The 21,165-nt window shown below is 64.1% G+C and carries 18 protein-coding genes; 8 read left to right on the top strand and 10 right to left on the bottom strand.

Features of this window, described 5'->3' with window-relative positions; genetic code table 11:
- Nucleotides 1–13: 13 nt before the first annotated feature.
- Both FJ959_RS03910 and FJ959_RS03905 read right to left on the bottom strand, forming a co-directional pair.
- A complete protein-coding gene (locus tag FJ959_RS03910) occupies nt 14–631 on the bottom strand; it encodes an ANTAR domain-containing protein (protein ID WP_140491561.1) in 618 nt (205 codons plus the stop codon).
- Nucleotides 628–1,722 (bottom strand): transporter substrate-binding protein, encoded by a 1,095-nt coding sequence (locus tag FJ959_RS03905; protein ID WP_140491563.1) that lies wholly within the window; start codon nt 1,720–1,722, stop codon nt 628–630. The genes FJ959_RS03910 and FJ959_RS03905 overlap by 4 nt, the downstream gene beginning before the upstream one ends.
- 348 nt (nt 1,723–2,070) lie before the next feature.
- Here FJ959_RS03905 and FJ959_RS03900 point away from each other — a divergent pair, with 348 nt between their 5' ends.
- From FJ959_RS03900 to FJ959_RS03890, 3 genes are all read left to right on the top strand, one after another.
- Nucleotides 2,071–2,925: a MetQ/NlpA family lipoprotein gene (locus FJ959_RS03900; protein WP_140628566.1), complete on the top strand. Its 855-nt coding sequence runs from the start codon at nt 2,071–2,073 to the stop codon at nt 2,923–2,925.
- 72 nt (nt 2,926–2,997) lie between these two features.
- The gene (locus FJ959_RS03895; protein WP_140628564.1) at nt 2,998–4,086 is read left to right on the top strand and encodes a methionine ABC transporter ATP-binding protein; all 1,089 of its coding nucleotides are present in this window, start codon (nt 2,998–3,000) and stop codon (nt 4,084–4,086) included.
- Nucleotides 4,067–4,720: a methionine ABC transporter permease gene (locus tag FJ959_RS03890; protein ID WP_140628562.1), complete on the top strand. Its 654-nt coding sequence runs from the start codon at nt 4,067–4,069 to the stop codon at nt 4,718–4,720. Before FJ959_RS03895 ends, FJ959_RS03890 begins: the two co-directional genes overlap by 20 nt.
- A 9-nt stretch (nt 4,721–4,729) precedes the next feature.
- Here FJ959_RS03890 and FJ959_RS03885 read toward each other — a convergent pair whose 3' ends face one another.
- The 4 genes from FJ959_RS03885 to FJ959_RS03870 form a co-directional block, all read right to left on the bottom strand.
- The gene (locus FJ959_RS03885) at nt 4,730–5,305 is read right to left on the bottom strand and encodes a Fic family protein (RefSeq protein WP_140628560.1); all 576 of its coding nucleotides are present in this window, start codon (nt 5,303–5,305) and stop codon (nt 4,730–4,732) included.
- Between the two features lie 4 nt (nt 5,306–5,309).
- Nucleotides 5,310–5,516, bottom strand: coding sequence for a hypothetical protein (locus FJ959_RS03880; RefSeq protein WP_140514236.1), 207 nt, complete (start codon nt 5,514–5,516; stop codon nt 5,310–5,312).
- A 105-nt stretch (nt 5,517–5,621) separates the two neighbouring features.
- On the bottom strand, nt 5,622–7,307 hold the full coding sequence (locus FJ959_RS03875; protein WP_140628557.1) for a hydantoinase B/oxoprolinase family protein: 1,686 nt from the start codon (nt 7,305–7,307) through the stop codon (nt 5,622–5,624).
- Between the two features lies 1 nt (nt 7,308).
- Nucleotides 7,309–9,393, bottom strand: coding sequence for a hydantoinase/oxoprolinase family protein (locus tag FJ959_RS03870; RefSeq protein WP_140524293.1), 2,085 nt, complete (start codon nt 9,391–9,393; stop codon nt 7,309–7,311).
- 222 nt (nt 9,394–9,615) lie between these two features.
- On the opposite strand from FJ959_RS03870, the gene FJ959_RS03865 reads away from it, so the two are divergent.
- From FJ959_RS03865 to FJ959_RS03840, 5 genes are all read left to right on the top strand, one after another.
- Nucleotides 9,616–10,443, top strand: a complete 828-nt coding sequence (locus FJ959_RS03865; protein ID WP_140628555.1) for a ferredoxin--NADP reductase — start codon at nt 9,616–9,618, stop codon at nt 10,441–10,443.
- Between the two features lie 207 nt (nt 10,444–10,650).
- Nucleotides 10,651–11,691 carry a deoxyribose-phosphate aldolase gene (gene deoC / locus FJ959_RS03860; RefSeq protein ID WP_140628553.1) on the top strand — a complete coding sequence of 347 codons (1,041 nt, stop codon included), beginning with the start codon at nt 10,651–10,653 and terminating at the stop codon, nt 11,689–11,691.
- 223 nt (nt 11,692–11,914) lie between these two features.
- Nucleotides 11,915–14,287 carry an aldehyde dehydrogenase family protein gene (locus FJ959_RS03850; protein ID WP_140628551.1) on the top strand — a complete coding sequence of 791 codons (2,373 nt, stop codon included), beginning with the start codon at nt 11,915–11,917 and terminating at the stop codon, nt 14,285–14,287.
- Between the two features lie 179 nt (nt 14,288–14,466).
- Nucleotides 14,467–15,198: an SDR family oxidoreductase gene (locus tag FJ959_RS03845; protein WP_140491586.1), complete on the top strand. Its 732-nt coding sequence runs from the start codon at nt 14,467–14,469 to the stop codon at nt 15,196–15,198.
- A 169-nt stretch (nt 15,199–15,367) separates the two neighbouring features.
- The gene (locus FJ959_RS03840; protein ID WP_140514225.1) at nt 15,368–16,213 is read left to right on the top strand and encodes a fumarylacetoacetate hydrolase family protein; all 846 of its coding nucleotides are present in this window, start codon (nt 15,368–15,370) and stop codon (nt 16,211–16,213) included.
- Nucleotides 16,214–16,399: 186 nt separating this feature from the next.
- Here FJ959_RS03840 and FJ959_RS03835 read toward each other — a convergent pair whose 3' ends face one another.
- The 4 genes from FJ959_RS03835 to FJ959_RS03810 form a co-directional block, all read right to left on the bottom strand.
- On the bottom strand, nt 16,400–17,398 hold the full coding sequence (locus tag FJ959_RS03835) for an ABC transporter ATP-binding protein (RefSeq protein ID WP_140514224.1): 999 nt from the start codon (nt 17,396–17,398) through the stop codon (nt 16,400–16,402).
- Nucleotides 17,399–17,624: 226 nt separating this feature from the next.
- Nucleotides 17,625–18,686, bottom strand: a complete 1,062-nt coding sequence (locus FJ959_RS03825; RefSeq protein WP_140628549.1) for a Gfo/Idh/MocA family oxidoreductase — start codon at nt 18,684–18,686, stop codon at nt 17,625–17,627.
- Between the two features lie 241 nt (nt 18,687–18,927).
- A complete protein-coding gene (locus FJ959_RS03820; RefSeq protein WP_140491597.1) occupies nt 18,928–19,767 on the bottom strand; it encodes a carbohydrate ABC transporter permease in 840 nt (279 codons plus the stop codon).
- Between the two features lie 226 nt (nt 19,768–19,993).
- Nucleotides 19,994–20,923 (bottom strand): sugar ABC transporter permease, encoded by a 930-nt coding sequence (locus FJ959_RS03810; RefSeq protein ID WP_140628547.1) that lies wholly within the window; start codon nt 20,921–20,923, stop codon nt 19,994–19,996.
- Between the last annotated feature and the right edge of the window lie 242 nt (nt 20,924–21,165).

The following is a 21,165-nucleotide window of genomic DNA, read 5'->3' as shown; positions in this document are numbered from 1 at the left end:
GGCCGCCGGGAGGTCAGGCGCGATAGGAGTGGTCATCGCCGCCTTCCTCACCCGTTACTTCCTCATTGGTCATTGCCACGATGCGGCGCGCCGCATCCTCGACACTGATCTGCCAGCTCATCGCCAGCGAGCGCAGCTGCGCGTAGGCGCGATCGTCGTCGGCGCCTTTCGACAGTGCCGCGACGGCGCGCACGATGGTCTGGCGCTCGGCGACACGCTGACGCAGCGAGGCGATCTCGCCGGCCAAATGTTTTCGCGCCTCGAAACTCTGCCTTGCGATCAGCAGCGCGCTGTAGACGCCGGCAGTGCCGACCGGCTTCAGGAGCTGCGCATCGGCCTTGTGCGAGAGAGCCCATTCGATGCGGCCGGGCGCCTCCGAACCGATCAGCGCCACCAGCGGCATCGGCGCCTCGCCGGCCTTCCACGGGAATTGCTCGTCGAAACCGAGATCGGCGTCGAAGAACACGAAATCGGCGGCCAGCGCTTCAGGCGGCAGTTCGGGCCAGCAGTCGACGGTGACCAGGCCGATGGCGGACAACTGCCTGGTGATGGCCTGCACGGTCGGGTGCGGGCGATGCAGGATGAATGCCCTGGCGCCGCCGAGATTCGGGATGCGCGATGGCCTGGTCACGACACCACCCTCAGGCGCGGCCGGCCGAATGTCGTGGCGGGGTCGTAGCGTGACAGGTACGGATCGGGCGCGACCTCGTGCTGCCGGCTGACGACCTCGAAGAAGCCGTCGGCGATCCGGCCGATGATTACCGGCAGCGTTGCGTGCTGGGAATGAGCGTCGATAGCAATCGGGCCGAGCCGGGTGGAGAAGCGCCGTTCGGCGAAGGCCTTGGAAAATTCCGCCGGACCGGCGTCGGGATCACGCGAGAGCACGTCGGCCATCACTTGCACGGAGGCATAGGCGGAGGCCTCGAAAGACGAGGCGAAGGCCGCCGGGCGAGGCGCGAAATACGGCCCGACCGACAAATGCCCCTTGCCGGTTTCGCCGATCGCCGGCAGCTCACCCTCGGTGAGGTTGCAGGAGATGATCGGGCACACCTCGGGGCTGAAGGCCGGGTCCTCAACGCCCAGGTCGCGGTAGGCCGCCAGGAAGGCGTAGGAGGAGGTGCCGATCAGGTTGTTGAGGACGAAGTTCGGCCGCGTCGCCCGGATCTCGGCGATCAGCCGCGACACGTCGGTCTCGCCTATGCGCAGATAGCGCTCGCCCAGAACCTTGCCGCCGGCATCCGCGATCAGGTCGCGCGCCACGCGGTTCATCTCCCAGCCCCAGATGTAGTTCGAGCCGAGCAGGAAGCCGTTGGCGCCGAAGCGGGGCACGACATGGGCCATCAGCGGCACCAGATGCTGGTTTGGGCAAGCGTGCATGTAGACGACGTGCTCGTTGGCCTCGAAGCCTTCATAGGGGCAGGCGTACCAGAGCATGCCGCCGGCTTTTTCCAGCACCGGAATGGTCTCCTTGCGACTCCAGGAAGTGACGCAGCCGACGACATGGCGGGCGCTGCTGGTCTTGAAGATGTCCTCGCAGAGCGTCGCATAGCGATCGGCATTGCTTTGCGGGTCACGCTCGACGGGCATCAGTTCGATACCCGAGCCGCGGTCGGCATTGGTGTCGGCGATGGCGCGCATGGCGCCCATCCGGCACGCATCGGAGACGAGCTGGTAGCTTCCCGAGCGGGAATAGAGGATGCCGATCTCGATACGCCGTTTCAAACAGATCCCCAAAATAACAATGCCCCGCAGCCACCGCCGGAGGGCGAGGCATACGAGGCATTCTTGCCGCCCGGCGATCAGGGCCGGTATTTTCAGCCTAAACTATTCCGTGCCACCACGCAGTCAAGCGGGAAAGTGCAAGCGTTAGTTCAGCCGCGGCGCTGCGGCCCGTTTAGCGCGGCGGCTAGGCTGCCGTGCTCGCCGTTCAGAAAATTTTGAGAGAATATTCCGGGCTTCCGGGCGAACCGGGGAACGCGGTTCTTTGATAATATCCCTAGAGTTTCTGATGATCTGGACAAGGCTTGGCGTTCCGCCGGGCTTGTGACTTCGCAACCGCAGAGATCCATCATGTCCGATTTCAGGAACACCTTGTCGTCTTCCCTCTCGTCATATTTCAACCGCCGCGCGGGTCTTGGCTTGCTTTTCGCTTCGGCGGTCGCGGTCGCCGGGCTGATTGCGCCCAGCGCTTCGTTCGCCGAAGACAAGAAGGCGATCAAGGTCGGCATCATCAGCGGTGAGGACGAGGATGTCTGGCGGGTCGTCGTCGCCCAGGCGGCGCAAAAGGGCCTCAGCATCGAGACCGTGGTGTTCAACGATTACACCCAGCCCAACGAGGCGCTGGAGCGCGGCGAGATCGACGCCAATGCCTTCCAGCACCAGCCCTATCTCGACAACCAGATCAAGACACAGGGCTACCACATCGTGCGCGTCGGCTATACCGGCGTCTGGCCGATCGGCCTCTACTCCAAGAAATATACGAAGATCGCCGACCTGCCCGAGGGCGCGGTGATCGGCGTGCCGAACGATCCCTCCAATGAAGGCCGGGCGCTGCGCGTGCTGCAGAACGAGGGCGTGATCAAACTGAAGGACGGCACCGGCATTCTCGCCACCACCGCCGACATCGCGGAAAACCCGAAGAAGGTCGAGATCAAGGAGCTTGACGCCGGCATTGTCGGCCGCTCCGTCGAGGATCTCGATGCCGCCGTGGTCAACACCGACTGGGCGCTGAAGAGCGGCCTGACACCGGAAAACCGTATCGCGCAGGAGCCTATCGCCGACAACCCCTACCGCAACTTCATCGCGGTCAAGATTGGCAATGAGAACGAGCCCTGGGTGAAGACGCTGGTCGCCTCCTACCAGAACGAGGCGGTGAAAGCCGAGTTCGACAAGGTCTACAAGGGCACCGGCCTCAGCGCCTATTGAGGCTGTTAGGGCATTTGACATGAAGGCGGTCCGCGCGATGCGCGGGCCGCGATCGTATTTCGGGATCCGCGCATGAACCAGCATTTCTCAGCAACCGCAGAAGCCGTGGAGGGCACAGGCCCACCGCCGCAAGACGTGGTGCGGCTCGTCGACCTGAAGCGCCGCTTCGGCGCGACGGCGGCACTCGACGGCATTTCGCTGACGGCGCGCAAGGGGGAGATCCTCGGCATCATCGGACGCAGCGGCGCCGGCAAATCGACGCTGATCCGCTGCCTGAACGGACTGGAGCGGCCGGATTCCGGTGAAGTCTTCATCGAAGGCCGCGAGATCAGCCGGCTCGGCGAGCGCGACCTGCAGCCGCTGCGGCGGCGCATCGGCATGATCTTCCAGCATTTCAACCTTTTGTCGGCCAAGACCGTCGAGGACAATGTGGCGCTGCCGCTCAAGATCGAGGGCCGCCCGAAGGCGGAGCGGCTGCGCCGCGCCGCCGAACTGCTTGAACTGGTCGGCCTGTCGGAGAAGGCAAAGGCGTATCCGGCATCGCTGTCCGGCGGACAGAAGCAGCGCGTCGGCATCGCCAGGGCGCTGGCCGCGCGGCCGGCGCTGCTGTTGTCGGATGAAGCCACCTCCGCGCTTGACCCGGAGACGACGCGGTCCATCCTCGCCTTGCTGAGGGACATCAACCGGCAGCTTGGCCTGACCATCCTTTTGATCACCCATGAGATGGAGGTGATCCGCTCGATCGGCGACCGCGTGGCGGTGATCGACGCCGGGCGCTTCGTCGAGCAAGGCCCGGTCTGGTCGGTGTTTGCCGAGCCGCGGTCGCCGATCACGAAAAGCCTGCTTGGCGCCATCCGGCCGCAACTGCCGGCCGAGCTCTTGGCCCGGCTGCTGCCCGCGACCGGCGCGGAGACGATCCTGCGCGTGGATGTGGCCGGGGAGGCCGCGCAAAGCCCGCTCTTGTCCGATCTCGCGACGCTCGTGCCTGGCACGTTCCGCCTCGTCCATGGCGGCATCGACCATATCCAGCAGCAGCCGGTGGGCACACTGTTCCTGTCTGTCCCCGGCAGCGATGCAAGCCATCTCGCGCGAGTGATCGCATTCCTGAAATCGCGCCAGGCGCGGGTGGAGGTGCTTGGCCATGTCGCCGATCCTGTTTGAGCTTCTGCTGCGGTCGATCTGGGAGACGGTGCTGATGACGGCCGCTTCCGGCCTCATCTCGCTGGTTTTCGGCCTGCCGCTTGGTCTCGCCTTGATCGCCACCGAACGCGGCGGCATCGCCGAAAGCCTGTGGGTCAACCGCGTGCTCGGCGCAGTCATCAACGGCTTCCGGTCGGTGCCGTTCATCATCCTTTTGGTGGCGCTGATCCCGGTGACGCGGCTGATCGTCGGTACCTCGATCGGCACCTGGGCGGCGATCGTGCCGCTGTCGATCGCCGCCACGCCCTACTACGCGCGCATCGCCGAAGTGTCGCTGGGCGAGGTGGACCATGGCCTGATCGAGGCGGCGCGCGCCATGGGCGGCAACCGCTGGACGATCATCCGCGAGGTGCTGGTGCCGGAAGCGCTGCCAGGCATCGCGGGCTTCACCGTGACGCTGGTGACGCTGGTCGGCGCCTCCGCCATGGCCGGCGCGATCGGCGCCGGCGGCCTCGGAGACCTCGCCATCCGCTACGGCTACCAGCGGTTCGAGACGTCAGTGATGATCGCCGTGGTGATCGTGCTGATCATCCTGGTCTGCGGCATCCAGTGGGTGGGCGACCGGCTGGCGGCGAAGCTGGACCGGAGGGGGTGAGCGGCTGAGCTACGCGATGATGTCTTCGATAAGCGTTTGAAGCGGCGCCTCGGAACCACCGAAGCTGTCAATCATCGCCTGAATAACGCGATCTCGCTCCAGGATATCGGCGTTGAATGTGAAGCCCGCATGTTCAGCAAGCATCGCAAGGAAGGTGAGTTGGGTACGGCCGTTGCCTTCGCGAAAGGGATGAACGGCATTGATCTCCGCAATGACGTGGGCCACGTGCCTCGCAAAGCCGAGGCTGTCTAGGTCTGCCAAGGAGTCGGGGTCGCCAAGTTCACGGAACACCCGAACCATCTCGCTGGCGATGTGCTCGGGATAGCAAAACCAGCTGCCACCCTTGCCGATCCGGATGGTGCGCGGCTGACCGGCCCAAGCATACACGTCTTGGAACAGGTGCCGATGCAGGTGGAGATAGTGACGGTAGTCGAGTTCGCCTGCCGGAAGGGGCTCGTCCGCGCGAGTCAGGAACAAGGCGAGCTCGACCTCATCGAGCTCTGCCTGCTCGCGGATATCAAGCAGATTTATAAGCACGGTCGTGCCGGGGTAGCAGAGTGGATCGAACTCGGCAGCGTAGACCAACGGCCTATTTCTTTTTGCGGATTTCTTCTTTGATCAGCGAGCGCCGCTCGTCACCGGACAACCCTTGCCGCACACCATGGTTGAGTATTTTCGCCATGCGGGACGACAACTTCATACCTTCGACAGCGCTGATTTTCTCGCCATGCGCTCTCGTCAGCACGAAATGACCCGTCTTGGCTGAGCGGCCGGTTCTTGAATTAAGATACTTCATTCGCAAATCATATCATGGACCCGCAGGAGAGGCCAAAACGATTTCCGAGCAAGCCGGACCAGGCCGCGGCCTTACTCCTCCGGGTCGAACAAGGCGCCAGCGAGTTCATGCGGCGCCGAACAAATCCCTGGCCTGTTCAGCCGTATAATAACCAAGCCTGACGTCCTGAGCCACCAGTTCCGGATCGCGCTCACGCGGATTGCCGTAGCCGCCACCACCCGGCGTACCGACGCGGACGCGGTCACCGGCCTTGAGCGCGATGTCCTGCTCCTTAGAGAGGTGGGGCGGCACATGTTCCTTCCCGTCGCGGATGACGGCCACCGTGTTGGGCTCGCCATCCCGGCCGCCGAGCGCGCCTTGCGGGCCGAAGCGGCCATGGTCCATGACAAAGGAGGCGCGGGCTTCTCCACGCAGGATCTCGACCTCGTAGGCAAGGCCAAAGCCGCCGCGATGTTTGCCGGCGCCGCCCGAGCCCTCGCGCAACGCATAGTGACGGTAAAGCACCGGAAAGGCCTGCTCCATGATCTCGACCGGCGGCGACTTGGAGATGCCGATGGTCGAGCAGCCATTGGTCAGCCCGTCATGGCCGGCATTGCCGCCATAGCCGCCGCCAGAGATCTGGTACATGACATAGTCGCGGCCGCGCGCCGGATCGTTGCCGCCGAGCGCGAAATTGCCGCTGGAGCCGGCGGGCGCCGCCGTTACCTTGTCGGGCAGCGCCTGCACCATGGCCGCAAACACCGCCTCGGCGATGCGCTGCGACACTTCCGCGGCGCAGCCCGAGACCGGGCGGGGATATCTGGCATCCAGGAAGGTACCCTCCGGCCGCTTGACCTCGAGCGGCTCGAAGGCGCCGGCGCTGATCGGCACATCGGGGAAGATATGGCGCATGGCGAGATAAACCGAGGACAAGGTGGTCGCCAGCACGCTGTTCATCGGCCCCGCGCAGGGTTTTGACGAGCCGGCGAAATCGAAAGTCAGGGTGTCGTCCTTCTTCTCGACGGCGAGCGCGATGGTCAGCGGCTCGTTGACCACGCCGTCGGAATCGACGAAGGCCGTCGAGCGGTAGGTCCCGTCGGGAATGGCCGCTATGTTGGCGCGCGTCTGCTCGGCGGCGCGGCGGCGCAGTTCTGCGATCGCCTCGACAACGGTTTCGTCTCCGTAACGATCCAGAATTCCATTGAGCCGATCCTGGCCGATCAGCAGTGCGGCAGCCTGCGCCCTGATGTCGCCGATGCGCTGGTCGGCGACGCGGATGTTCGAACAGATGATGGCGTAGATCTCCGGGTCGAGTACGCCTTTCTTGAACAGTTTGACCGGCGGCAGCCGCAAGCCTTCCTGCTCGACCGCCGTCGCCGAAGCCGAGAAGCCGCCGGGCACCGAACCGCCAATGTCGGGCCAATGACCGGTGTTGGACAGCCAACAGAAAATCTTGCCGTCCCGGTAGACCGGCATGACGAAGCGCACGTCCATCAGATGCGTGCCGCCGAGATACGGGTCGTTGACGATGTAGATATCGCCCGGCTCCGGGGCCAGGCAGCGGCCGTCGGCGATCATCTCGATCACCGTCCTGGTCGAATATTGCATGACGCCGACGAATACCGGCAGGCCCTGGCTGCCTTGCGCGATCAGCGAGCCGTCGACGGCCGAATAGATGCCGTCGGAGCGGTCATTGGCCTCGGCGATGACAGGTGAGAAGGCGGCGCGGGAAAAGGTCAGGTCCATCTCATCGCAGACCTGCTGCAGGGCTGCCTGGAGAACCGAGAGCGTGATGGCGTCGAGCTTTTGCATCTCAGGCCTCGCCAATGTCGATGATGATGTTGCCGTCGGCGTCCGAGCGGGCACGGTCGCCGGGTTCGAGCACCGTGGTAGCGTCCATCTGTTCGAGGATCGCGGGCCCTTCGATGATCACATCGAGCGGCAGTTCTTCGCGTGCGTATACGGGCGTGTCATGCCAGCGCCCGCTGTACCAGACCGGCCGGATCTCGCGCCGGGCCTCGTCGAGCGTCTTTGCCCGCCCGGCGGGGTCGATCAGCCGCGACAGATCGATCGCCGGCCTGACACCCGTCACCGAGGTGTTCAAGTTGACCAGATTGGCGCGGATTTCCGGCAGCTCGACCTTGAAGCGCGCGAAATAGGCCTTTTCGAACAGCGCCTGCAGCTCCTGCCGGGTCACCGACGAGGACGGCAGCGGCACGTTGATGATGTGGGTCTGGCCGACGAACTGCATGTCGGCGGAATGGGTGACGCGGATGGTCTGCGGTTTCACCGCCTCCTTGGCGATCAGCTCCTCGCCTTCGTTTCGATGCCGTTCCAAAACCCGATGGAGCTGGCTTTCATCAAGAACGCCTACCGGCCGGTTGATGGTGTTGACGAAATCATGGCGCAGATCGGCGACGACGCAGCCGAGCGCATTGGTGATGCCGGGCCGTGCCGGCACCAGCACCCGGGGCAGTCCAAGTTCGCGCGCCAGAGCGGTGGCGTGCAGCGGGCCGGCGCCGCCGAAGGCGAACAGCGCGAAATCGCGCGGATCGTGGCCGCGCGACACCGACACCATGCGGATGGCGCCGGCCATCTTCATGTTGCCGAGCCTGAGCACCGCGCCGGCTGCTTCGACGCCGGACAAGCCCGTCGCCTTGCCGATCCTGTCGGCGAAAATGCCGGTGACACGCTCTGATGTGACCGGATTGTCGACGGCAAGCAGCTTCTTCGACGCCAGCCGGCCGAGCACCAGATTGGCGTCGGTGATGGTCGGCTGCAGGCCGCCGCGGCCGTAGCAGATCGGGCCTGGATTGGCGCCGGCACTTTCCGGGCCGATCTGGATCAGGCCTGCCGCGTCGACGCGCGCGATCGAGCCGCCGCCGGCCCCGACCGTGTGCACCGCCACCATCGGCACATGGATGGGCATGGCGTATTCGATCTCGATCTCGTTCGAAACCGCCGGTTCGGCGTTGCGGATCAGCGCCACGTCGGTCGAGGTGCCGCCCATGTCGTAGGTGACGAGATTTTCGAAGCCGGCGCGCTTGCCCGTGTAGGCGGCGGCGATGACGCCCGAGGCCGGGCCGGACATCACGGTCTTGGCCGATTCACGTGTGACGAAGCGGGCCGAGATCATACCGCCATTGCCGTTCATGATCAGGAAGTCGCGGGCGTAGCCTTTGTCGGCGAGTTCCTTGCGCAGCCGCTCGACATAGCGCTCGAGGATCGGCTGCACCGAAGCGTTGACCGAGGCGGTGACGCCGCGCTCGAATTCGCGCGCTTCCGACAGCAGCGCATGACCCGCGGTGATGTAGTCGTTCGGCCAGAGTTCGGCGGCGATCTCGGCGGCGCGCCGCTCGTGCGAAGGGTTAGCGTAGGAATGCAGGAAGTGGATGACCAGGGATTCGCAGCCGGCATCGATCAGCGCCTTCACCGCCTCGCGCATTTCGGCTTCGTCGAGTGGCATGCGTACCGCTCCCGACGCCTCGACGCGCTCGGACACTTCGAGCCGCAGGTTGCGCGGGATGACCGGAACAAAGGTGCCGGTCATGCCATAGGGCTGCGGCCGCGTGCGCCGGCCGAGCTCGATCACGTCGCGAAAGCCGCGCGTGGTGATCATGCCGGTCTTCGCCAGCCGGCGTTCGAGCACCGCGTTGGTGGTTGTCGTCGTGCCATGCACGATAAGATCGATGCCGTCGATCGGAAAGCCGGTGGTATCGAGCGCCGAAACGACGCCGAAGGCTTGGTTGTCGACGGTCGTGGGCGTCTTGGCGATATGTACCCGCCCGCCATCCTTGCCATCAATCAGAAGCAGATCGGTGAAGGTTCCGCCGACGTCGATGCCGGCGACAACACTGCCCAGGGAATCCGGCGGCTGCACCGAAAAATTCTCTTTCATTGTCGAAACCCGAAATGCTGGGACTACGGATATGTCACAGTTTGGAAAGGTGTTTTACGGCGGCATCTTGACGCAAATATCGTTTGTATACTAATAAATTCCGGACACAAGAGCTTACCGCTTTGGAGTGTGCGAGCAGCACGCCGGAACCTGAACGGTCCGGGCGCGCAGGAATAAGGTTTGGCGCCCGCGTTCGTGAGTTGGGCCAGAAGGTTGGATTTGATGAACACCACATCCGCGTTCAACACCGCCGGCGCCCGCCCGCTGCAATTTCCGATTCCAGCCAATGTCTATGCCGAAACCGTGGTCTCGGTGAAGCACTACACCGACCGGCTGTTCTCGTTCCGCATCACCCGTCCGCAGTCGCTGCGCTTCCGTTCCGGCGAATTCGTCATGATCGGCCTGCCCAATGCCGAGAAGCCGGTGTTCCGCGCCTATTCGGTGGCCAGCCCGGCCTGGGACGAAGAGCTGGAATTCTTTTCCATCAAGGTACCGGACGGCCCCCTGACCTCGGAGTTGCAGAAGATCCAGGTCGGCGACACCGTCATCATGCGCCAGAAGTCGACCGGCACGCTGGTGGTCGACGCGCTGACGCCGGCCAAGCGGCTGTTCATGATCTCCACCGGCACCGGCATCGCGCCCTTCGCCAGCCTGCTGCGTGACCCTGACACTTATGAAAAGTTCGAGCAGCTGGTCCTGACCCACACCTGCCGTGACAATGCCGAGCTGACCTATGGCCAGGAACTGGTGGCGGCGCTCGAAAGCGACCCGCTGATCGGCGAACTGACCGGCGGCCGTGTCACGCTCTACAACTCCACGACCCGCGAGGGGTCGGCGCGCATGGGCCGTATCACCGCGCTCATCGGCTCCGGCAAATTCTACGCCGACCTCGGCATAGAGAAGCTCAATCCCGAGACCGACCGCATCATGATCTGCGGCTCGATGCATATGCTCAAGGACGTCAAGGAGATGGCCGAGAGCCTCGGTTTCCAGGAAGGCTCGCTCAGCCATCCCTCGACTTTTGTCGTCGAGCGCGCCTTCGTCGGCTGAGGCCTGCTCTTCTCCGGCGATCGAGCTTTTGACCTTCTGGTCAAAAATTAGCTGCTTTCGCGGCCTTTTTCAGCTACCCTCGCTTGAGGACTCGTGAAGCGCGGCTTCGCGGGCTATCTTCGTGCGTGTCGCCCAAAAGTGCCGAGCGGTTTGGGAAGACGATACACACCAAGACATAGGCGCAGTCGCTGAGTGAAAGGGCAGGAGATGAGCAGCACAATCCGCGAGGCCGAGGCCAAGGTGATGCCGCTGCCGGCGCGCGCCGCCGCCAACACCGCCCTCCCGCTGGATCATCGCATCGCGCGCAATCCCGGCATGAAGCTCGACCTCGGCTTTCTGGAGTCGGTGCGCAGCGTCAACCGCTCGGCGCTGGAACGGCGCGTCGCCAGCCTGACCAAGCGGCGCTCGATCAAGGCCGACAACCAGGCGGCCTGGCTGCTGCGGGCGATAGCCTGCATGGACCTGACGACGCTCAACTCGAACGACACGGACGAGCGCGTGCGCCGGCTTTGCGCCAAAGCGATCAATCCGCTGCGCCGCGACATCGCCGAGGGCCTGGGCATTGCGGGCGAACCCATCCGCCCGGCCGCCGTCTGCGTGTATCATCCGTTCGTCGCCACCGCGGTCGACGCCGTGCGCGGCACCGGCATCCATGTCGCCGCCGTCTCCACCGCCTTCCCGCATGGTCTTGCGCCACTGTCGACCCGCCTCCAGGAGATCGAGGCCTCGGTGCGCGACGGCGCCGACGAGATCGATGTCGTCATCCCGCGCGGCCTGGTGTTCGGGGCCAAATGGCGCGAGCTCTACAACGAGATCGTCTCGATGCGCGCTGCCTGCGGCGATGCGCATCTGAAGGTCATTCTCGGCACCGGCGACCTCGCCACGCTGCGGAATGTGATGCTGGCCTCTATGGTGGCGATGATGGCGGGCGCCGATTTCATCAAGACCTCGACCGGCAAGGAAAGCGTCAACGCCACGCTGCCCGTCGGCCTTGCCATGGTGCGCGCCATCAGGGCTTATTTCGAGGAGACCGGCTATCTCATCGGCTTCAAGCCGGCCGGCGGCATTTCTACCGCCAAGGTGTCGCTCGACTGGCTGGTGCTGATGAAGGAAGAACTCGGCCGGCCATGGCTGGAACCGGAGCTATTCCGCTTCGGCGCCTCGAGCCTGCTGACAGACATCGAGCGGCAGCTCGAGCATCACCTGACCGGGCACTATTCGGCCAATCATCGCCACGCGATGGCTTGAGTCAGGGCTCGAACGTGGAGCCCTACGGCGCCCCCCTCTGTCCTACCGGACATCTCCCCCACACGGGGGGAGATCACGCGCTTCCTTGTTTTCGTCCATTTTCAACGTCGCAAGGGCAGCGACACGCTGAAACTGCCAATCTCCCCCCTTGTGGGGGAGATGTCCGGCAGGACAGAGGGGGGCGCGACAGAGCGCTTGCCGAGGCAATTATCTGGAGGGCCCCATGAACATTCTCGAACGCTATCACGCCATGGAATACGGTCCGGCGCCGGAAGCCCGCAACGAGGCCGACGCCTGGCTTGCCGCGCGCGATTTTTCCAAGGCATTGTTCATCGACGGCTCCTGGAAGGCGGCTGGCGGCGGCAAGACCTTCGAGACCAGCGAACCGTCTTCCGGCAAGCTGCTGGCCAAGGTCTCGGATGCCGGAGCCGCCGACATCGACGCCGCGGTCGCGGCGGCCACCAAGGCGCTGCCGAAATGGTCGGCCTCCTCGGGCTATGCCAGGGCAAAAGTGCTCTATGCCATCGGCCGCGCCATGCAGCGCCACCAGCGCCTGTTCGCGGTGCTGGAGACAATCGACAATGGCAAGCCGATCCGTGAGAGCCGCGACATCGATGTGCCATTGGCGATCCGCCACTTCATCCATCACGCCGGCTGGGCGCAGGCGCTGGACAAGGATTTCCCCGGCCACAAGGGCGTCGGCATCGTCGGCCAGATCATCCCTTGGAACTTTCCGCTGCTGATGCTGGCCTGGAAGATCGCGCCGGCGCTGGCCGCCGGCTGCACCGTGGTGCTGAAGCCGGCCGAATTCACGCCGCTGACCGCCATCCTGTTCGCCGAAATCTGCGAACGCGCCGGCGTGCCGAAAGGCGTCGTCAACATCGTGCAGGGCGGCCCGGAAGCGGGTGCGGCCATCGTCAACCACCCCGGCATCCAGAAGATCGCCTTCACCGGGTCTTCGGAAGTCGGCAAGATCATACGCAAGGCTACCGCCGGCTCGGGCAAGAAGCTGTCGCTGGAGCTTGGCGGCAAGTCGGCCTTCATCGTGTTCGAGGATGCCGATCTCGACAGCGCCGTCGAAGGTCTGGTCGACGGCATCTGGTTCAACCAGGGACAGGTCTGCTGCGCCGGTTCGCGGCTGCTGGTGCAGGAGGGCATCGCCGACGCCTTCATCGCCAAGGTCAAGGTCAGGATGAGCCGGCTGCGCGTCGGCAGCCCACTGGACAAGAACACCGATATCGGCCCGCTGGTCGATCTGACGCAGCTCGATCGCGTCAAGGGCCTGGTCGCCGAGGGCGCAAAACAGGGGGCGGTCTGCTGGCAGCCGGATGCGGCGCTGCCCTCATCCGGCTATTACCATCTGCCGACCCTCGCTACCGGCGTTTCGCCGGCTAATATTCTCGCCCAGGAAGAAGTGTTCGGCCCCGTTCTGGCGACCATGACGTTCCGCAACACCGAGGAAGCGATCGAGCTCGCCAACAACACCCGCTATGGCCTTGCCGCTTCGGTGTGGAGCGAAAACGTCAATCTTGCCTTGCACGTCGCGCCGCAATTGAAAGCGGGTGTCGTCTGGGTCAACGGCACCAATATGTTCGACGCCGCCTGCGGCTTCGGCGGCTACCGCGAGAGCGGTTTCGGCCGCGAGGGCGGGCGCGAAGGCATGTTCGAATATCTCACGGCAAAGCTGCCGCTTGGCCCGGTCATCAAGCCGGCGGCAGCCTCGACACAACCGGTCGAGCAGGCCGATGGCACAGCAATCGATCGGACGGCAAAGCTGTTCATCGGCGGCAAACAGGTCCGGCCGGACGGCAACTACTCGCTGGCGGTTGTCACCGCCAAGGGCAAGCTTGCCGGCGAAGTCGGCTTGGGCAACCGCAAGGATATACGCGATGCCGTCTCCGCGGCGCGGGCCTGCAAGAGCTGGCCGGAGGCGACCGCCTACAACCGCTCACAGGTGCTCTACTATCTGGCGGAAAACCTCTCCGGCCGGGCGGAGGAATTCGCTTCACGCCTCGTCCAGCTCACGGGCGCGACCGCCAAGGCGGCACGCGAGGAGGTCGACCAGTCGATCGAGCGGTTGTTCCTCTATGCCGGACTTGCCGACAAGTTTGAGGGGCGCGTGCACCAGCCGCCGGCACGGGCGGTGACGCTGGCATTGCATGAGCCGGTTGGCGTCGTCGGCATCGTCGCGCCCGACAATCAGCCGCTGCTCGGGTTCATCTCGCTGGTCGCGCCGGCGCTGGCAATGGGCAACACGGTGGTCGCGGTGCCTTCGGCGCGCCATCCGCTGCTCGCCACCGACTTGTATCAGGTCATCGAATATTCCGACGTGCCTGCCGGCGCCATCAACATCGTCACCGGCCGCACGGCCGAACTTGCCGGCGTGCTGGCCAAGCATGACGATGTCGATGGGCTCTGGCTGTTCGCCGATGCCGACACCTGCGCCAAGGCGGAGGTCGAGTCCGTCGGCAACCTCAAACGTATCTGGAGCGGCAATGGCCGTAGCCTCGACTGGGCCTCGGAAGAAGCCGCTGGCGATGCTTTGCTGCGCCGCGCCGTCGAGATGAAGAACGTCTGGGTGCCCTACGGCGACTGACGTTCCATGCTGTCACAATGGAGATCGGGTTCGGGCTTGACGCTCGGGCTTATGTTCTTTAACGAGAAAAAACATCTTTATCTGTGAACTGACAGAGCAGGCCACATCATGGCCTGTGACTGGCACATGACGCCTTCGCAGGCCGCCGATAAAGGCAGTTAACCCAGGAGGAGAACAGCATGGCGGATCTGGCAGGCAAGGTCGTCGTCATCACGGCAGCGGCGCAAGGCATCGGCAAGGCAAGCGCGCTCGCCTTCGCCAAGGCAGGAGCTACCGTCCATGCCACCGACATCAACGAAACGCTGCTGGCGGAACTCGCCAAGACTGCCGGGATCAAGACACGCAAGGTCGACGTGCTCAATGACGAGGCGGTCAACACCGCCTTCGCCGGGATCGGCCGCGTCGACGTGCTGTTCAACTGCGCCGGTTTCGTCCACTCCGGCTCGATCCTGGAGATGAAGGACAGCGATCTCGATTTCGCTCTCAACCTCAACGTCCGCGCCATGATCCGCACCATCCGCGCCGTGCTGCCCGGCATGCTGGAGCGCGGCGACGGGTCGATCATCAACATGGCCTCGCTGGCGAGTTCGCAGAAGGGCGTGCCGAACCGTTTCGCCTATGGTGTCACCAAGGCTGCGGTGATCGGCCTGACCAAGGCAGTCGCGGCCGACTATGTCGGCAAGGGCATACGCTGCAACGCCATCTGCCCCGGTACGGTGGAAAGCCCGTCGCTGCAGGATCGCATGCACGCGCAGGGCGATTATGAAGCCGCGCGCGCCGCCTTCATCGCGCGCCAGCCGATGGGCCGGCTCGGCACGCCGGAGGAAATCGCCGATCTGGCCGTCTATCTGGCCGGCGCCACCTACACATCCGGGCAGGCCTACAATATCGATGGTGGCTGGTCGATCTGACCGGATCGAGGAGTCTGAAAATCCCGCTCACCGGCGATCACTATATGGTGTCCGCGCTTGCCCTGGATCAGGCCGGTGGTACGGTCCGCCGGCTTCCCAAACGGGAGCCATTCGTTTCGGTGAAGAGTTTGCAAAAGGCCGCGAGGCCGCAACCAGGAGAAGGGTCTAAATGAAACTGCTGCGCTATGGCGAGGTGGGGAGCGAACGTCCCGGCCTGCTCGATGCGGATGGGACGATCCGCGACCTCTCCGCCCATGTCGCCGACATTGCCGGCACCACGCTTCACCCGGCCTCGCTGGAGATGCTGTCCAAGCTCGACGCAAAGTCGCTGCCGGCGGTTTCCGGCAAGCCGCGGCTCGGCGCCTGCGTTGCCGGCACCGGCAAGTTCATCTGCATCGGCCTCAACTATTCCGACCACGCCGCCGAGACCGGCGCCACCGTGCCGCCGGAGCCGATCATCTTCATGAAGGCCAGCTCGGCCATCGTCGGACCGGACGATGACGTGCTGATCCCGCGCGGCTCGGAGAAGACCGACTGGGAGGTCGAGCTGGGCGTGGTCATCGGCAAAACGGCAAAATATGTCAGCCAGGCCGATGCGCTCGATTATGTCGCCGGCTACTGCGTCGCGCACGATGTCTCCGAGCGCGCCTTCCAGGCCGAGCGCCAGGGCCAATGGACCAAGGGCAAGAGCTGCGACACGTTCGGCCCGACCGGCCCATGGCTGGTGACCAAGGACGAGGTCTCGGATCCGCAGAACCTGAAGATGTGGCTGACCGTCAACGGCAAGACCATGCAGAACGGCTCGACGAAGACCATGGTCTACGGCGTCGCCTATCTTGTGTCCTATCTCAGCCAGTTCATGTCGCTGCATCCTGGCGACATCATTTCGACAGGCACGCCGCCCGGTGTCGGCCTGGGCATGAAGCCGCCGGTGTTCTTGAAGGCCGGCGACGTGGTGGAGCTGGGCATCGAAGGGTTGGGCCAGCAGAAGCAGACGTTCAGGGCTGACGCATAACTTTCACAAGTCGCGCCGCCCCTCATCTGGCTGCCGCCATCTTCTCCCCGTAAAACGGGGAGAAGGACGCTGTCGTTGCTGCTTTCGCCAATCGCCGGCGCTGGAGCTATCTTCCTTCTCCCCGTCACTATACGGGGAGAAGGTGCCGGCAGGCGAATGAGGGGCAGCGCCAACTATGTTGCGATACTACTTCAGCACCTTCCCATCCGCGCCAAACCGATAGGTCTTCGCCGGATCCGGCGTTGCATAAAGTGTCGCCCCCGGCTCGGCGTCATAAACACCGAAAATGCGCACGGTGATCAGCCCGGCCTTCTCGCAGTCGAGATAGAGATTGGTGTCGGCGCCGAGGTGCTCGGCATGCACGACCGTGCCTTTCCAGGCGCCGGATTTCGGGTCGACAGTCAGATGCTCCGGCCGCACGCCGATGCTCTTGGCGGTTTCCCCAAGCCTGGCGCCGTCGATGAAGTTCATCTTCGGCGAGCCGATGAAGCCCGCGACAAATTCGTTCGCCGGCGAATTGTAGAGTTCCATCGGTCCGCCGATCTGCTCGATTTTCCCGGCATTGAGCACCACGATCTTGTCTGCCAGCGTCATCGCCTCGACCTGGTCGTGGGTGACGTAGATCATCGTCGCCTTGAGGCGGCGATGCAGCTGCGCGATTTCCAGCCGCGTGTTGACGCGCAGTGCCGCGTCGAGATTGGACAAAGGCTCGTCGAACAGGAACAGCTTTGGCTCGCGCACCACGGCGCGGCCGATGGCGACGCGCTGGCGCTGGCCGCCGGAGAGTTCCGCGGGACGCCTTTCCAGATAGGGCTCAAGCGACAGCATGGACGAGGCGATGCCGATGCGGCGCTCGATCTCGGGCGCCGGCGTGCCGGCCTGCTTGAGGCCAAGGCCCATATTGTTCTTCACCGTCAGGTGCGGATAGAGCGCATAGGTCTGGAACACCATGGCGATGCCGCGCTTGGCCGGCGGCGTGGCCGAGACATCCGCGCCATCGATGACCACCCGGCCCGAGGTCGAATCCTCCAGCCCGGCGATCACCCTCAGCAAAGTCGACTTGCCGCAGCCCGAGGGGCCGACGAAGACGACGAATTCGCCATCCGTCACCTCGAGGTCGATGCCCTTCAGCACCTCGACCGGGCCGAAGGCCTTCTTCACATTCTCGATCTTCAGCGAGCCCACGGCAGTCCTCCAAATTGATGAGTGGGCGCCAGGGCACCCCCCTCTGTCCTGCCGGACATCTCCCCCTCAAGGGGGGAGATTGGCAGCTTTGACGCTGAAACACTCTTGTTGACGTTTGTGATTGGCGAAGGCCATGCCGACAGCTGATCTCCCTCCTTGAGGGGGAGATGGCCGGCAGGCCAGAGGGGGGCGCCGTAGGCCGCAACCCCTACCGCTAGCCTCGTTTTCACAATCGCACCGCCTTCCCGCTGCGCACGCTCTCGTCGGCGGCAAGGCAGACGGCGAGCGATTTCACGGCGTCGTCCATATGGCGGGTGAGATCGATATCCTCGCGGATCGCCTTGAGGACAAAAGCCTGTTCGAGATCGCAGAGATCCTGGTGGCCGGGTTCGCCCTCCATCGACAGCATCTCGTCTGGCTTGGCGAACTTGCCGTCCGCGCCGGTTTTCGCACTGTGCAGGCGGATGGTCGACGTCTTGGTGTGAGTGTCGATGTCGTCGGACTTAACGCCTTCCTTCATGACAATCGACACGCAGCCCGTCGGCGAGATGACATCTTTGACAAAGAACGCGGTCTCCGAAATCATCGGTCCCCAGCCGGCCTCGTACCAGCCGACCGAGCCGTCATCGAACAGCACCTGGAGGTGGCCGTAATTGTACATCGTGGGCGCCACCTCCTCGGTCAGCCGCACGCCCATGCCGCGCACCTCGACCGGCCTGGCGTCGGTGATCTGCAGCATGACGTCGAGATAATGCACGCCGCAGTCGACGATCGGCGAGGTCGTGCGCATCAATTGCTTGTGCGTCTCCCAGGTATGGCCAGAGGACTGCTGGTTGAGGTTCATGCGGAAGACATAAGGGCCGCCGAGCTTGCGCGCCTCGGCGATCAGCCTGATCCAGGACGGGTGGTGGCGCAGTATGTAGCCGATCACCAGTTTCCTGCCATTGGCCTTGGCGGCCGCGACGACGCGCCTGGCGTCGGCCACCGTCGTCGCCAGGGGCTTTTCGACGAAGACATGGCAGCCGGCCTCGAACGCCCTCACCGCATAGTCGGCGTGGCTGTCGGAATAAGTGGCTATGCAGGCGACATCGGGCTTTTCGTCGCGCAGCGCATCGTCGAAGGAGCGCCTGACGCCGTAGCCCGACAGCCCATCCGGCAGCGGCACGTCGGAGCGGTTGATCAACGCGGCGATCTCGAAGCCCGGATTGGTGTGATAGGCGAGCGCATGGCTGCGGCCCATATTGCCGAGGCCGGCGACGACGACGCGAAGGGGCGTTTCAGAGTTCACCGAGCTGCTCCAGATATCCTGGTTTCTCTTGAGAGGGTGTCACCCCACCCGGCGCTACGCGCCGACCTCCCCATCAAGGGGAGGTAGGACGTCGGCGTGACCCCCGCCACGCTCAAAGAGGCTTCTCCGAAACGTGTCCCTTGGCCGTCGTGAATGAAGCCGTGACCTTCGACCTCCCCTTCAAGGGGAGGTCGGCGCGAAGCGCCGGGTGGGGTGAAGGCTCCAACAGAGATTTGTCCGCTCACTTGACGGCTCCTGACGTAATGCCGCGGATCAGCTGCCGCGAGAAGATGACGTAGAGGATCAGCACCGGCATGATCGCCAGCGAGAGCGCGGCCAGGATGGCGTTCCAGTTGGTGACGAACTGGCCGAGGAAGAGCTGCGCGCCGAGGGTCACAGTCTTGGTCTCTTCCGACGGCGCCAGGATCAGCGGGAACCACAGATCGTTCCAGATCGGGATCATGGTGAAGACGGCGACTGTCGCCATCGATGGCCGCACCAGCGGCAGCACCAGCCGGAAGAAGATGGTATATTCCGACAGGCCGTCGATGCGGCCGGCGTTCTTCAGGTCGTCGGACACCTGCTTCATGAATTCCGAAAGGATGAAGACAGCCAGCGGCAGGCCTTGCGCGGTGTAGACCAGGATCAGCGCCGTCAGCGTGTTGACCAGCCCGCTCGCCACCATCAATTGCAGGATGGCGACGGTGGCCAGCCGGATCGGGATCATGATGCCCAGCGCCAGATAGAGGCCCATCAGCGTATTGCCGCGAAAACGGTATTCCGACAGGGCGAATGCCGCCATGGCGCCGAACAGCAGCACGAAGAACAGCGAGGCGACGGTGACGACGAGGCTGTTCTGGAAATAGTGGATGAAATCGCCCTGGCCGATCACCGTGGTATAGCCGATCAGGTCGAAGGTCTTTGGCGTCGGCGGTGTCAGCGGCGCGCCGAATATGCCGGCGCGGGATTTGAACGAATTCATGATGACCAGGATCACCGGGAACAGCGCGATCGCCGTGTAGGTCAGCAGGATCGCATGGGCGCCGATCGTGCGGGGCAGCGAACGGGTGGCGGTGCTCATTGGATGGTCTCCTGAGGAGCTACTTTGCCGAGGAGCAGCACCCAGCCACCCCCCTCTGTCCTGCCGGCCATCTCCCCCGCAAGGGGGGAGATTGGCAGCTTTGGCGCCGACACATCTCCTGCATCGCTGGTGGCTGGCGAAGGCCGTGACAACAGCTGATCTCCCCCCTTGCGGGGGAGATGTCCGGCAGGACAGAGGGGGGTGCTCAAGCTCGACATATCGCCCCCTAAAACTGATACCGACGAAGGCGCGTCTGGATGAGGAAGAGGTAGACGCAGACACCGCCGAGGATGATCAGGAACATGATCGTGGCGATGGTCGCGCCCATGTTGGGGTCGCCGACCTGCAGCTGGAAGCCGAAGAAGGCGCGGTAGAGGAAGGTGCCGAGAATGTCGGTCGAATAATTCGGCCCGGCGAGCGCGCCCTGCGCGGTGTAGATCAGGTCGAAGGCGTTGAAATTGCCGACGAAGGTGAGGATCGAGATGATACCGATCGAGGGCAGGATCAGCGGCAGCTTGATCTTCCAGAACTGCGACAGGCCGGTGATGCCATCGCATTCGGCCGCCTCGATCACCTCGTCGGGGATCGACAGCAGCGCGGCGTAGATCAGCATCATCGGGATGCCGACGAACTGCCACACCGAGACCAGGCTAAGCGCGGTCAGCGCATACTGCTCCTTGCCTAGCCACGGCGTGAACAGGCTTCTGAGGCCGACCAGATCCATCATATGCGGCGCCACGCCCCATAGCGGCGACAGGATCAGCTTCCAGGCGAAGCCGACGATGACGAAGGACAGGATGGTCGGCACGAAGATCGCCGTGCGGTAGAAAGCCGAAAAGCGCAGCCTGGGGCTGGACAGAAGTGCGGCCAGCAGTACGCCGATCGGGTTCTGCACCAGCATGTGGATGATGAAGAACCAGACATTGTTGCGCAGCGCATTCCAGAAATTCACCGACCAGTTGGGATCGCCGAACAGGGTGCGGAAGTTTGCCAGCCCGACGAAGACCTGGGATTGCTCGATGTTGCGGAACAGCGACAGCTGCAAAGTGCCGGCGAGCGGCAGAATCATGATCGCCGTGTAGACGAGCACCGCCGGCGCCAGGAAGACGGCGATATGCCAGCGGAACGGTCTTTTCGGTCGTGCTTGTGCGGCCATGAGTTCGGTCCCCACCGATCAGGTCTGGGAAAATGCTTTCGACAACAGCGGTGCCCCTCATCTTACCCTCTCCCGGTGAAGAACGGAGAGAGGAGGTCGCCAGCGTTGCGGCAACTCCCTTTCTCACCGTGACTGTACGGGGAGAAGGTGCCGGCAGGCGGATAAGGGGCGGCGCCGTCCTTCGCAGTCGATGCTATCGAAAAACGCTGGGCCGTCCACTTGGAACGGCCCAGCTCATTGCC

Origin of the sequence: Mesorhizobium sp. B2-2-4 (assembly GCF_006442375.1) — a bacterium.
In the GTDB taxonomy this organism is placed as follows: domain Bacteria; phylum Pseudomonadota; class Alphaproteobacteria; order Rhizobiales; family Rhizobiaceae; genus Mesorhizobium.
Note: the sequence above shows the minus strand (reverse complement) of the source record. Positions and strands in the feature narration are given on the sequence as shown.